At 54.6% G+C, this 13,785-nt stretch carries 8 protein-coding genes and 3 pseudogenes; 5 read left to right on the forward strand and 6 right to left on the reverse strand.

What is annotated here, in order from left to right; translation table 11 throughout:
- Positions 1-249: 249 nt before the first annotated feature.
- Positions 250-2,091, forward strand: coding sequence for a dihydroxy-acid dehydratase (ilvD, locus tag WDB91_RS00555; RefSeq protein ID WP_339113238.1), 1,842 nt, complete (start codon positions 250-252; stop codon positions 2,089-2,091).
- Positions 2,092-2,180: 89 nt separating this feature from the next.
- On the opposite strand, the gene WDB91_RS00560 is transcribed toward ilvD, so the two are convergent.
- The 5 genes and pseudogenes from WDB91_RS00560 to WDB91_RS00580 all read right to left on the reverse strand — a co-directional run.
- On the reverse strand, positions 2,181-3,185 hold the full coding sequence (locus WDB91_RS00560; RefSeq protein ID WP_339113239.1) for an FUSC family protein: 1,005 nt from the start codon (positions 3,183-3,185) through the stop codon (positions 2,181-2,183).
- Positions 3,186-3,290: 105 nt separating this feature from the next.
- Positions 3,291-4,667: a nucleobase:cation symporter-2 family protein gene (locus WDB91_RS00565; RefSeq protein WP_339113240.1), complete on the reverse strand. Its 1,377-nt coding sequence runs from the start codon at positions 4,665-4,667 to the stop codon at positions 3,291-3,293.
- A gap of 166 nt (positions 4,668-4,833) precedes the next feature.
- On the reverse strand, positions 4,834-5,238 hold the full coding sequence (locus tag WDB91_RS00570) for a DUF6691 family protein (RefSeq protein WP_339113241.1): 405 nt from the start codon (positions 5,236-5,238) through the stop codon (positions 4,834-4,836).
- On the reverse strand, positions 5,238-5,660 hold the full coding sequence (locus WDB91_RS00575) for a YeeE/YedE thiosulfate transporter family protein (protein WP_339113242.1): 423 nt from the start codon (positions 5,658-5,660) through the stop codon (positions 5,238-5,240). Before WDB91_RS00575 ends, WDB91_RS00570 begins: the two co-directional genes overlap by 1 nt.
- Positions 5,661-5,934: 274 nt before the next feature.
- Positions 5,935-6,462, reverse strand: a pseudogene (locus tag WDB91_RS00580) (IS3 family transposase); the annotation flags it as partial.
- A gap of 69 nt (positions 6,463-6,531) precedes the next feature.
- Here WDB91_RS00580 and WDB91_RS00585 point away from each other — a divergent pair.
- From WDB91_RS00585 to WDB91_RS00600, 4 genes and pseudogenes are all read left to right on the forward strand, one after another.
- Positions 6,532-7,658, forward strand: a protein-coding gene (locus WDB91_RS00585; RefSeq protein WP_339113243.1) for an IS3 family transposase whose coding sequence is annotated in 2 segments (ribosomal slippage) — positions 6,532-6,796 and positions 6,796-7,658 — 1,128 coding nt in all. Because the reading frame shifts where the segments join, the coding sequence is not laid out codon by codon here.
- Between the two features lie 37 nt (positions 7,659-7,695).
- Positions 7,696-7,890: pseudogene (locus WDB91_RS00590) on the forward strand (transposase); the annotation flags it as partial.
- Between the two features lie 112 nt (positions 7,891-8,002).
- Positions 8,003-8,211: pseudogene (locus WDB91_RS00595) on the forward strand (transposase); the annotation flags it as partial.
- Between the two features lie 344 nt (positions 8,212-8,555).
- On the forward strand, positions 8,556-9,755 hold the full coding sequence (locus WDB91_RS00600; protein WP_339113244.1) for a hypothetical protein: 1,200 nt from the start codon (positions 8,556-8,558) through the stop codon (positions 9,753-9,755).
- A 64-nt stretch (positions 9,756-9,819) separates the two neighbouring features.
- On the opposite strand, the gene WDB91_RS00605 is transcribed toward WDB91_RS00600, so the two are convergent.
- Positions 9,820-13,722 carry a glycosyltransferase family 2 protein gene (locus WDB91_RS00605; RefSeq protein ID WP_339113245.1) on the reverse strand — a complete coding sequence of 1,301 codons (3,903 nt, stop codon included), beginning with the start codon at positions 13,720-13,722 and terminating at the stop codon, positions 9,820-9,822.
- Positions 13,723-13,785 lie beyond the last annotated feature (63 nt).

Raw genomic sequence — 13,785 nt, forward strand, 5'->3', positions numbered from 1 at the left:
ACGCGTAACGGACATCCGCCCTACCGCTGCCACGGAGGGCATTGGGGGTGCCATCCTTTGCTGCTCGCGGGGATGGCACCCTTTCTCACGAAATTTTATGTCCCGTTTCCCCCACATAACGAGACATTGCGAAAGCGCATAGCGGTTTTGCCTGTTCTTCCGATCGCGCTTGCGCTAAAGCTGCGCCCCGAAAGCGGGGCTCGTGTCCGTGATCCCCGCAAGCCATTGCCCAAAGAAAGGGAGCAGCCAATGCCCTATTATCGTTCCCGCAGATCGACCCATGGCCGCAATATGGCGGGGGCGCGCGGATTGTGGCGCGCAACCGGCATGAAGGACGGCGATTTCGGCAAGCCGATCATTGCGGTCGTCAACTCCTTCACGCAATTCGTCCCCGGCCACGTCCACCTGAAGGATCTGGGCCAGATGGTTGCCCGCGAGATCGAGAACGCGGGCGGCGTTGCCAAGGAATTCAATACCATCGCGGTCGATGACGGGATCGCCATGGGCCATGACGGCATGCTCTATTCGCTCCCCTCGCGCGAGATCATCGCGGATTCGGTCGAATATATGGTCAATGCGCATTGCGCCGATGCGATGGTCTGCATCTCCAACTGCGACAAGATCACCCCCGGTATGCTGATGGCCGCGATGCGCCTCAATATTCCGGTCATCTTCGTTTCGGGTGGCCCGATGGAAGCGGGCAAGGTCACCATCAACGATCTCGAGAAGGCCGTAGACCTCGTCGATGCGATGGTCGTGGCCGCCGATGACAAATATACCGATGAGGAAGTGGCCGAGTTCGAGGCCAATGCCTGCCCCACCTGTGGCTCCTGCTCGGGCATGTTCACCGCCAACTCGATGAACTGCCTCGCCGAGGCGCTCGGTCTCGCGCTTCCGGGCAACGGCTCGGTTCTGGCCACCCATGCCGACCGCAAGGAGCTGTTCCTCGAAGCGGGCCGCAAGATCGTCGAGATCACCAAGGCGCATTACGAGGACGAGAAGCCGGGCCTCCTGCCCCGCGACATCGCCAATTTCAACGCTTTCGAGAACGCCATGTCGCTCGATATCGCGATGGGCGGTTCGACCAATACCGTGCTGCACCTCCTCGCCATCGCATATGAGGGCAAGGTCGATTTCACGATGGACGATATCGACCGTCTCTCGCGCAAGGTGCCGGTCCTGTGCAAGGTCGCGCCCGCCAAGGCCGATGTCCATATGGAAGATGTCCACCGCGCCGGTGGCATCATGGGCATCCTTGGCGAGATGAACCGCGCAGGGCTGATCCATGCCGATTGCCGCACCGTGCACTCGGAGACGATGTCCGAGGCACTGGCCAAATGGGATATCGTCACCTCGAATTCGGACAAGGTCGACAGCTTCTATCGCGCGGCCCCGGGCGGCGTGCGCACCACCGAAGCCTTCTCCACCGAGAACCGCTATAAGGAACTCGATCGTGACCGCGTGAATGGCGTGATCCGCTCGGGCGAACATGCGTTTTCCAAGGATGGCGGCCTTGCGGTGCTGTTCGGGAATATCGCCCTAAACGGCTGTATCGTGAAAACCGCAGGCGTGGACGACTCGATCCTCAAATTCTCGGGCCCTGCCCGCGTCTTCGAGAGCCAAGACGATTCCGTCTCGGCCATCCTCACCGGCAAGGTGAAAGAAGGCGAGGTGGTGGTGATCCGCTTCGAGGGCCCGCGCGGCGGTCCGGGCATGCAGGAAATGCTCTACCCGACCTCCTATCTCAAATCCAAAGGTCTTGGCGCGAAATGCGCGCTGCTGACCGATGGGCGCTTCTCGGGCGGCACCTCGGGCCTCTCCATCGGCCACGTCTCGCCGGAGGCAGAAGAAGGCGGTACGATCGCCCTTGTGCAAGATGGCGATCTGATCGAGATCGACATCCCGAACCGCACGATCAACCTTGCTGTGGCCGATAACGAGCTGGCCGCGCGCCGCGAGGCAATGGGTCCGCTGCCGTGGAAACCGGCCGCCCCGCGCAAACGCGCCGTGTCGACCGCGCTCAAAGCCTACGCGATGCTGGCCTCTTCGGCAGCCAAAGGCGGCGTGCGTATCCTCCCCGAGGACCAGTAACCAAGGGGCACCAACAGGAGGACCGGCCGCAAGGCCTGTCCGACATATCGCGCAAAACCCGTCCCGCAAGGGACGGGTTTTTCCATTTGCTAAACGGCGCGCCGGAAGAGGACATGCGCCACGACCTGGGTCAGCAGCGCCATCACCCCGCCGATCAGAGTGCCAATCACCCGCACCTCGGCATTCTCGACCAAGGCCGCATTGCCCATCGTGACCATCAGGACGATAGTGGCCGATAGAAGTGCGACAAAGACCGGAAAGCCCAAGGGTAGAAACAGGATCGCCGCGGTGCCCGTCAGCACGAACAGGACCGGCAGCACCCAATGGCCCGGCAGGACCATCACCACTATCGTCGCCGCCAAACAGCCCAGCACCGTGGTCACACATCGCGTCACAAGGCTCGCGCGGGTGGCCTTCAGGTCGGGGCGCAGGACAAAAAGCGTGCTCATCGGAGCCCAATAGGGCCGCGACAGCCCCATCATCAACGCCAGCCCCAAGGCCAGCGCCACGGCCACCCCCGATTGTGCCGCCTGCCACCCCATTGTCAGGATCGGCGCCCCTTCGTGATCAACTCCCATCACATTATCCCAGCGGCGGAAGCCCGACCAGGACCGCAGCCCCCGGATCACGCAATGCTCGAAACCCAGCACAAGGATATGGGTCGCCACAACCAGCATAACCAATTGCCACGGAGCCTCCGCCTGATCAAAAAATAGCGCAGAAAGGCCAAAAAACAGCCAGCTCTGGATCGAGAGCCACCACAGTGCCTTATCGAGCCGCGACAACGCCCCGACCAGACAGGCCCCAAAGATCATCGCGGGCCAGACAAGGCTGACGCCGCCGAGCGTCAGCGTTCCAAGCAGGACACCCGCAGCGATGGCGAAGCCCTTCCCCAGAACATCCAGCACCGCCAGCAACCAACGCCGTCCGGCGACCTGCCGCCCCAACCCGGTCGAGGCCGAGAAGGTTACCCCCAGCACAGCGATCTGTTCGGGACGCGACAGATCTCCTGCCTGCGAGAGCCATGTCGCGACAGAAAGCGCGATAAAGGCAGGCACAGCCTGCACCCAGTTCAATGTCTCCAGCTTTTCCACCACGCGCCCCCATATCCGGTCATAGCTAGATGCCGCGGGCGAGGCTGCAAGTCAAAGGGCCTCCCCCTGAAGGAAGGCCTGTCTCAGCTTCTTTCGGGAAACGCCTTATTCGGCAGGCGCATGCGCCTCCTGATCCGAAGCCTCGGGCGCGGTCTTGGGCTCTGGCAGGACCAGCGACAGGATGATCGCGCTCAGGCCCGACAGGGTGATCGGCGTCGCGACGACCTGCTTGAGAAGAGTCGGCAGATGCTGGGTCGCCTCGGGCACCAGCGTCACACCGAGGCCGAGACCGAAGCTGACCGCCATGATATAGACGCGGCGCTGGTCCATCGGTTGGGTCGAGAGGATGCGGATACCGGCCACCGCGATCGTGCCGAACAGCACAAGCGTCGCGCCGCCCAGAACCGGCTTCGGAATCAGCATGAAGATCGCACCGAGGATCGGGAAGAAGCCCATGATCACCAGAATACCCGCGACATAAAGGCCGACATGACGCGAGGCCACACCGGTCATCTGGATCACGCCGTTATTCTGGCTGAAGGTCGTGTTGGGGAAAGTGTTGAAGATCGCCGCGATCCCCGAATTCACCCCATCGCCCAGCACACCACCTTTGATACGTTTGAGATAGAGCGGCCCCGAGACCGGCTGGCCTGACACAACGGAGCTGGCGGTAAGGTCCCCCGAGGTCTCGATGGCGGTCACCAGATAGAGGAAGGCCATCGGAATGAAGAGCCCGAAGTCGAAATTCAGACCATAACGGAACGGGATCGGCAGCGCGAAGATCTGCGCATTGGCAAGCGGCGCGAAATTTACCATGCCAAGCGCCATGGCCACCAGAGTGCCCACGATCAGCCCCACCATGATCGCCCCGATCCGCAGCATGGGCTTGCCCATGAAGGTGCAGATCAGGATCACCACGGTCACGATCGCGCCCAGCAACAGGTTGACCGGCTGGCCAAGATTCTCGCCCGCCATCGCGCCACCGGCAAAGTCGGTAAAGCCCACCTTCACGAGGCTTAGCCCGATAATGGTGATGACGATACCCGTCACGGTCGGGTTGATGATGCGCTTGAGCTTGTCCATGAATTGCGAGAGCACGATTTCCACGAGGCAGCCCACAAGCGACAGGCCGAAGATCATCGCAAGGATATCTTCGGGCGAGCCACCCCGCCCTTTCACAGCCATACCGGCGGCTAGAATCGCGCCGAGGAAGGCAAAGGAAGTGCCCTGCAGGCTGAGGAGCCCCGAACCCACCGGCCCGATCCTGCGACACTGGATAAAGGTTGCCACACCGGAGACGAAGATCGCCATCGAAATCAGGTAAGGCACCTGCTCACCTAAGCCTAGCACCCCGCCGATCACTAGAGTGGGCGTCACGATCCCGACGATGGCGGCGAGGATATGCTGGAAGCCCGCAAGTGCGGCCTTTGCCGGCGGCGGGCGATCCTCCAGCCTGTAGATCAGAGAGATGGGATCAGCCATGTCGCGCTCCTCCTCGGTGGCTATTGCCCCCTGATTGGGCGCGTTTGCCATGGGGATGGAAAGATGGGAGCTTGCAACTGAAAGACGTATTTCCCCAACCGCCGCACTTCTGCCAAAAAAAAGAGCGCGCCGGCTTGGCGCGCCCAAATAGGGATCAGAGTGGAAATCAGGCGATACGCCGCTCGAGCGCCATACCGGTGAACATCGCAATCACAAAGACCAGCCCGCCCGGCCCGGCATAGCTGAGTGACGCAATCGCGGGACCCGGGCAGAACCCGCCCAACCCCCAGCCCACCCCGAACATCAGCACCCCCAGGATCAACTTACGATCGATCCGGTGCGAGGGAGCCGCGGGATAGGGCTCTCCGAGCGGCGAGCGCTCGCGCTTGGCCGCAATACGCCACGCCACCACCATCGGTAGCACTGCTCCGCCGAGCACGAAGATCAGCGTCGGGTCCCACTCGCCGAAAATATCAAGAAATCCCTGGACCTTCTGGGTATCGGTCATTCCCGAGAGCATCAGCCCAAGGCCGAAAACCACGCCAGACAGAAGCGAGATTAGAATACGCATCAGATCACCCCCAGTACATGGCGCGCAATTGCTACGGCAACCATGCCGAAGCCGACATAAACCATCGTCGCGATAATCGAGCGCCGCGAAAAACGTGACATCCCGCATACCCCGTGACCGGAGGTGCAGCCATTACCGAGGCGCGCGCCAAACCCGACCAGAAGCCCCGCAACAATCAATAAGAGCCAGTTCGGGGTGACATGGGCCTCGGGTGCGTGCCACAGGAGGGCCACCAGCGCAGGTGCGCCAACAAGCCCAAGCGTAAATACCACGCGCTCACGGAATACCGCCCCAGCCGGTTGCATAAGTCCGGCCAGAATACCGCTCGCCCCCATGATACGGGCATTGAGGAGAAGCATGAGAACCGCAGCCCCCCCGATCATGAGGCCACCCAAAAGTCCCCAGAACCAGTCAATCGACATTTCCGCAGCCCTCTTCTGACGTTGACATCTTCCATAATACAAATTCAATTTATAATATATGATAAATCCGCGCGGGCGCAATAACGCGCTCACCATTTTCCCGCTCAGCCAGCTGAAAACTGGACGGTTTGGGCAGGAATTCTCGGACCTTTCATCACGATGGCGGGCTCGTGGCATCATCGTGTGATCTTGCCCCCTGAAGCGTGAGGTGCTCCCCATTTCCCGGACAGTTTTTGGGCGGCGCGAAGCTTGCCTGCTGATCGTGCTGCCGCTTTCAGATCGAGGCCTTGATGGGCCGCGAAGGTTGTTTTGCCACCTCAGCCGAATGGGGGCGCTTGGTGTTGTAGAAGGTCATCCACTTTCCGATGCCGAGCCGGGCTGCCGTGCCTGTCTCAAACGCGTTCAGATAAACGCATTCGTATTTCAGCGACCGCCAGAGCCGTTCGATCATCACTTTATCCATCCACCGGCCTCGTACGTCCATCGATATCTTCACGGTGGCGTCCGAGAGGATCTTCGTGAAGCGCGGGCTTGTGAACTGACTGCCTTGGTCGGCGTTGAATATCTCAGGTTTTCCATGCAGTTGCATGGCCTCTTCCAAAGCCTCGATGCAGAATTCCACGTCTATGGTATTTGACACACACCAGGATAGAACCCGCCGCGACGCCCAATCCATGATGGCCACCAAATAGAGGAACCCGCGTTGCATCGGGATGTAAGTCATGTCTGCACACCAGACGTGATCCGGCCGCGTAATGGATAGATCTCGTAGTAATTACGGATACTTGCGGTGCTCCGGATGCTGGTCTTGCCCCGCTGAAGTGGTCCACTTTTTGGGATAGTTTATCCCGCATGATGGAGGACTACTTAGATGGCAGGCAAACGCGAAAAGGCGGAAGACATTGTCATGAAGCTGCGTCAGGTTGAGGTCTTGCAGGGTCAAGGCGCGAAACTGGCAGATGCGGTGCGCCAGATTGGCGTAACCCAACAGACCTATTACCGTTGGCGTCGTGAGTTTGGCGGGATGAACCGCGATCAGCTCAAGCGGCTGAAGGAGCTCGAGAAAGAGAATACGCGGCTCAGACGGGCCGTGTCGGATCTGACGCTCGACAAGCTGATCCTGACGGAAGCGGCGCGGGGAAGCTTCTAAGCCCTTCGCGTCGCCGCCAGTGCATCGACCACATCCGGCAGGAACTCGGCATCTCCGAACGCCGCGCCTGTCGGGCGCTTGGACAGCACCGGTCGACCCAGCGCAAGATCCCAGTTGGTCGTCAGGATGAAGCTCTTTTGACGGCCGATATCACCGAACTGGCACGGCAATACGGACGCTATGGCTATCGCCAGATCACGGGCCTTCTGGTTCAGGCGGGACGGTGCGTCAACCACAAGCGGGTCGAGCGCATTTGGCGACGCGAGGGGCTTAAAGTCCCGCAAAAGCAGAAGAAAAGCGGGCGGCTCTGGCTGGCGGATGGCTCCTGCGTGCGGCTGCGGGCCGAGCGGCCAAACCACGTCTGGTCATACGATTTCGTCCAGGACCGGACAGCGGACGGGCGGGCTTACCGCATGCTCAATATCGTTGACGAATTCACCCGAGAGGTGCTGGTGATCCGTGTTAAACGCAAGCTCAACTCAGTCGACGTCATCGACGCGCTGACAGACCTGTTCATCCTTCGCGGTCCGCCGGAGTTTATCAGGTCAGATAATGGCCCCGAATTCATCGCGACCAAGCTGCGCAACTGGATCGAGACGGTGGGGGCCAAAACAGCCTATATCGAGCCGGGGTCACCCTGGGAGAATGGGTATGTGGAGAGCTTCAACGCCAGACTTCGCAACGAGTTACTGGATGGAGAGGTGTTCTATACGCTGAGAGAGGCTCAGATCCTCATCGAACGCTGGCGCAAGCATTACAACTCGGTGCGCCCGCACAGTTCGCTGGGCTATCGCCCACCAGCACCAGAAAGCATCGTGCCAGTAGACCAAAGGCCCACGATGCACTAACTTTTAAACCGGACCACTAAAGTGGGGCAGATCAGCCTTGGCGCACATCCAGCCCGGAAAGCCGCAGCAGAACGCTTATGTCGAGCGCTACAACCGGACGGTCCGGCATGAATGGCTGGACCTCCATATCTTCGAAACCATCTACGAGGTCCAGAACATTGCCACCGAATGGCTCTGGTCCTACAACCACGAACGTCCGAACATGGGCAACGGCGGGATGACCCCCGCATAGAAACTGAGAATGGCCGCGGAAATTCTACGACCAAGCCCCCGCAAAAACGGGGGGATTACCTTCGCTTTGGGACCGAGGAGGATCAGCAAACAGTCCGGAGGATTGTTTGCCCGACGAAGGCTACGTGGAAAGCTTTAACGCCAGACTTCGCGACGAATTGCTCGATGGAGAGGTGTTTTATTCGGCTCAAGAGAGGCCCAGATCCTGATCGAAAGCTGGCGTAAGCATTTCAACACGGTGCACCCGCATAGCTCTTTGGGATATCGTCCACCAGCACCCAAAAGCATCGTGCCAGTAGACCGAAGGCCCACGATGCACTAACTCTTAAACTGGACCTCTCAAATGGGGCGGTTCAGGTACGTCAAAACCCAAATCCACAATTTTGAAATAATTCAACGAATTCAAAGACTGGGAATACTTTCAAAATACGCAGCCGCACTCCGAGTAGACAAAGAGTCTAGCCTTAAAAAGTATCACACGCGTAATTAAGAATATCAGGATTTACTCTAATTTGGAATGGGCCGTTCACGCTTCGCCTACTTGGTTGGTCTGCAGCTTAGGTGAGGTTGTCATTATCGATGAAATCGCTAAATAAATATGAGAATTTGCGTTTCGCCCCGAAGGCCGGCAAACAACGCTCAGCGATAATAGGGAACTCTATATATATGAAATGCGTCCTCCATATCGGCACCGAAAAAACGGGTACAACTTTGTTACAAAACTGGCTGTATGCGAACCGTGATCAGCTGAGTAAGGAAGGCATTTATCTTTCTGATATACTCGGGAAAACAAACAACAGAGTTGCTGCGGCTTATTTCAGCAGCGTGTATGATGACTTTTATCGTCAGAATAAAATATATACTCCGCAAGACAAAGAAGCCTTTTTTGCAGACTTTGTTCCTAAGTTCGAAGCTGACGTAAATGCCGCGAGCTCTGATCACGATACCTTTTTGATAACGAGTGAGCATTTCCATTCACGTGTAATCGAGCATTCTGATATTCTCAGACTTCGCGATTTCTTGATGGCAAACTTTACAGAAGTAAAAATTATATCTTACTTCAGGCCTCAATTTGATACGATTGTGTCGCTCTACAGCACAGGGCTTAAGTCCGAGGTATCTAGTACCCTAGAGGATTTCATCACTCTGCGTGCTAAAAGCGACGATTACTATGTAAATTACTTGAAGATCGCTGACAATTGGAGCGAGGCGTTTGGGCTTCAATGCTGTGACTTTAGAATTTACGACCGTAAAATGTTTAATGGCGGCGATATTCGGCGAGATTTCCTCAAGGCGCTTAATCCAGCTCTACCCGATAGTAACTTTGACTTCGCGATCGACTCTGCCAATGAATCTTTGTCGCTCTACCAAGCCATAGCTTATCGGAAAATCAATGCCACGCTGCCTTACTGGAAAGAAGATGGCAGCGGCGTCAACGGTAAAAACAAAACTCTAAAAAAAGAAATATTGGCACTAGAAACCCTTAAAGACGGGAAGATTACCTCTAATCGCAGATTTGCGGTCGAGGAGATATTTAAAGATAGCAATGAGCTTTTTTTCAAAAAATACTTTAATTGCGAAAACCTATTCATCACCAAAGACCAGGCTGCAAGTACACAGTCTGATGCCCCTGCTTCTGACAAATTGGCCATAATCGATGAATTAATTGGTTATGCCATCCATGGTGATACCGTTTTACCTAAGGGTGAAGCCGTAGATAGGCTCAGGAACATTGCACTACGAGCCTATAATAATCAGCGATTAAACAAGGCTGATGCTCTATTCTTGATGAAACTCGCGCAGTCCGGCCGGCCGCATGGGAAACTAATAAATGAAAAAGTCAAGGAGTGGGAAGCGGAGCGTTAATCGCAAAGTAGCTTCGTAATTCAGTAAAAAGCCGCTGATCTCGAAAGATCAGCGGCTTTATTTTTTATGGTCTTAAAGTTGGTTCAATTTTTTTACTGAACCGATCATTATAAAGCCTATCACGCGCCTCTCTCAGCATCAGCGCGTACTTCTGATACTCAATTGCTCCGCCATAATGCTGTTTCCGCTGAATTTCTTTTTCCACCTTAGCAGCAAAGCCAGAGTGATACTTAAAATGCGCAAGGAACATGGGATCAGGAGATAGCTTAATATTACCCACATAATGGATCCCCTCCGATAGCTTCACAGTCGGAGAATAGCGTAGCAACGGGACCTTATTCCCAGTGAAGAGATTTGGTTCGGAGCCCGGAGCCAATCTATGCCGTAGGGCGCTCGAGACAGATAGCCCACTGTTCGAGAAATATCCGGATCCGGGCGCCGGTTTTACTGGAGGATTGTCATGATATGGCGCCAGGTCGAATGGTGCGCCTTTAGTAAAATCGCACTCTGACAACAAGCCAGAGGGATACATATCGACAAGGTGGCTATAGGCTGCGTTAAAACCTTGGCTCTCCAGCCTAGAGGTTACACTTGAGATCCCATCACTTTGGATTCCTTCAAAGGTCAAAAACTCATCGGCATCGACGAGTAACACCCACTTGCCCAAACAATGATGAGAAAGAAGCGTTTGCTGCCAATCCACTCCGAAATGAGCTTCTTTATATTCTGAATCAACCGAATATAGGGCCACATCGTTCTGTTCGAGCAAATACTCTCGAGACCCATCATCCGAAAGATTGTCTGCAATTAAGAAAGCGCCAACTCCTAACTTCCGATAATGATCTAAGAAATGTGGCAGCATCGTCATCTCGTTTCTAAGCACGGAGATGACGACGTGAGAGCTATCGCGTACGATCGACAACTTATCTTCTGATGAAAGATACTCGAGAGAGTGCGAGTTATGTGAGATCTTAAGGGTTCTGTGAGACGGCCATATCCGCTTCGGAAGGAGATCGGTGCTGTCGCAATAGCCCAAGTGCTCTTGAAGTGGTTTAGCTTCATCAAGATGTACCAGGCTCACCGGTGACGATTTGGAACCAAAAAAGAAATTCGAGTACATCGACACCGGCTTCGCTCCGTCATGCGTACGACGGAGGACATGTACATAATAGCTTTCCTCATGCGGCGCGATATTTGCTGTCTTCAGCAGATCCCCAACCAATTTGTCTTCCATGAAAGACACTGTTTTTAGCCACTGCCCGTAAGCACTTCTGGATGCCCGCAGACACTCTCTCATAGCGTGGCGGGACAGACTGTACCCTGAACCACCATCGCAATAGCTACTGGGTTCTGGCGAGCGATCAAAACTATTTTTCGCAAAATCAGACTGAGATTTAGCTTGATGCCAAGTTCTGGAACTGTCTCCAACGTTGCGACGCAAAATTCTCCCGCGATAGTTATATTTTCGGTAGGCTAGATTACTAAAGAATTGGTCTACGTTCAGTGCGCAGTCGTCATCGATCTTAACAAGATATTGGAAATCTGTATTCTCATAGACCCATTCGATCATACGCAAAGTTTTACTAGGCAGAGCCTCGTAAGTATCCTCGACGTTCAATCTGAGAACGTCGCCATCAATGCTATCATCGCCATTTCCAACCAAAATTATATATGGAATACCACGCTCTTTAAGCCGAGCGAGCCACGTTTCACGCAAAAGCGGAATACGATCTCCCAAATATTTCTGACATGAATATAAGACAACAAGCACGTCTCCGTGCAGCTGACTACCTTTTCTAAGCTGCATGTTATGGCCAGCGGAAACTTGGCTGCTTCCTGCGCTATGTAGAGAAGGATGGTCTGCTGGCTTCGCACAAACACGCATCGCATTTTCGTACGAGGTTTTTCCGGCTTCAATCAAACTGTCGAAACAGCCATGCTCATCACCCACGGCATTTGCCGCAGCATAGAGAAGATCCGCGGACATCCAGCCACCAGTGTCACAATCCAACGCCTTAATGACTCGGATGAATGATTTGCAAGCTGTCTCGTCGAACGCCTGCCCCTGAGCCAAGGATGTGATTTCCCTTTCGACCCAGCGCAATAAAACTCCGTAAGAGGATCGGTTCGCGTCGTTACTTTTAGCAATCAACCCTGCAATTTTATCCGATGCCGCTGCTGCCCGTTTCAGGTCTAGCTGACTGTCGAGCTCGGGATGAGCCAGCTTTCTCAGCTGCTCACTTTCTCCCAATGCGTCCAGCGCGTCAGCTGCAGCATCGATAAGGTGAGACAAGCCTTTACAAACCACGCTCATTTCAAGCGCAACTTCTCTCACTACTGCTTTCGCATCTTCATTGCCTACGCTAACCAGATAACGTGCAGCCCTCAGCGCCGAGATTAGCTTGTCATTACTCATCTCCCCACTGCGGAGAGTGTCTATTTGTTGATAGGCTAAATATGCTCGATCAAGCCCTTCATTTGCTTGAGTGTCAACATGGCAATCTGGAAGCTGATCCCAAAAATCATATGACAGAGCAAAGCAACGCACAGCAGATTCCACGACGTCTTTTTGCAGCCAGGTCGGCAGAGCTTGTAGATCCTGGAACCATAGAGAGAGCGAGCCGGCCATACTGCGGTCATATAGGCGCGTCCAGTAATTCCCCTCAAAATTTTTCAAATATGACATCAAAGCATAAAGAAATTCGATGCGAGATTTCACATTGGGGTTCAACGCAAATGCGCGGCGTGAAGCCTCCAGCAAGCACTCAGTATTAATCCACCCAGTGCATTCATGAAGTCGCGACAACGCAGCTACGGCGTCTTTGTAGCGGCCTCGTGCTACAAGATAGGGCAATGCGAGCGATACTTCCCAAGCACTCTCCGATCGAGCGAGTGCAGCTATTCTGTCTTCGCTTAATCTATATAGGATCTCGTCAAAACAATCCGCCTGGCAAAAATACGTCGTTAAACTCTCGAGCACCGCAGTTTGCTGCCGAGTATTAAGACCTAAAGACATGACAACTTGATCGAGAACAACCGCGCTCGGTCGGTCTTCCTTTTCAAAAAGATTCCATATCTTTGTCAAAGCTTTGGCGTGCAAATCGGCGTTTGGGTCTACTTGAATAGTTAGGGCTTCCTGAGCCAGAGCTGACCCGAAGTGCTCTGTTACCTGTTCGAGACATTTAAAGCGAGTAGCCTCTTGAACCGCCCAGTCGACGACCATTTTGGGGATAGGACGATGCATCGCGATATAGCGGAGATGAGCCAACCCTAGCAGCACATGTGACTGTTCAGGGCTGTCATCTTTGCAGAGCATAGAGAGGTAATCCAGTACGTTGCTCTGACTTACCGGCACCTGAGCAACTACTGTATGGTCGACTGATATTTGCAAAACCTTAAGGCCAGCATCTTTCGCCCCTAGCCATATTTGCGCTGGGATCTCAAATACACTTTCACCACCGTCGTCGATCGCTACAGATGGGTACTTTACACCATCAATAATCAATTCAACCAAGGCATGGTCTAATTTGCCCAGATACGGCGAGTGAACAAATAGCCCTCGTTGTACAACCTCTGTCGTCGCCCCTGTTTCCGCCTCTTGCTTCGAGTCAAATTTATTCACAGCATCTGGCATCGAAGGGATCTCGCGAGATCCATAAAAAACTTTAAGACGGGCAAGGTCTTCTTCTACAAGTGTACTACGCAACGCGAGCGGTATATCGATAATAAAGCCAGGCTTCTCGGAGGCCTGAGGAAAAATGGCGTTTACGTCACTTCGCTCAACACGGCGGAATGAGGGGGTATGATATTGGCCCCTAGCATAAATCTTTAGTTCGCGTGCCGGATCAGTGTCGATCAGCCAACCTGTAACTTTTTCTAAAGTAACACTTTCAACGGTTCCAACGCGCCTCTGTCGGTACTGGGCTTTTACTAGCTGCTGGATAGAATTGATGCTGAGCTTGCTCATCTATTGTCACCTTAGTTCCACGATAAATAGCACTCTCTGACGGTTACAACTTACGTCGACTTC

The organism is Thioclava sp. GXIMD2076, assembly GCF_037949795.1.
In the GTDB taxonomy this organism is placed as follows: Bacteria; Pseudomonadota; Alphaproteobacteria; order Rhodobacterales; family Rhodobacteraceae; genus Thioclava; species Thioclava kandeliae.

Bases quoted from the DNA above. Each gene is read 5' to 3' on its own strand.
- ilvD (WP_339113238.1), top strand. From the start codon at position 250: ATGCCCTATTATCGTTCCCGCAGATCGACCCATGGCCGCAATATGGCG.
- WDB91_RS00565 (WP_339113240.1), bottom strand. From the start codon at position 4,667: ATGGCTGATCCCATCTCTCTGATCTACAGGCTGGAGGATCGCCCGCCG.
- WDB91_RS00570 (WP_339113241.1), bottom strand. From the start codon at position 5,238: ATGCGTATTCTAATCTCGCTTCTGTCTGGCGTGGTTTTCGGCCTTGGG.
- WDB91_RS00575 (WP_339113242.1), bottom strand. From the start codon at position 5,660: ATGTCGATTGACTGGTTCTGGGGACTTTTGGGTGGCCTCATGATCGGG.
- WDB91_RS00600 (WP_339113244.1), top strand. From the start codon at position 8,556: ATGAAATGCGTCCTCCATATCGGCACCGAAAAAACGGGTACAACTTTG.
- WDB91_RS00605 (WP_339113245.1), bottom strand. From the start codon at position 13,722: ATGAGCAAGCTCAGCATCAATTCTATCCAGCAGCTAGTAAAAGCCCAG.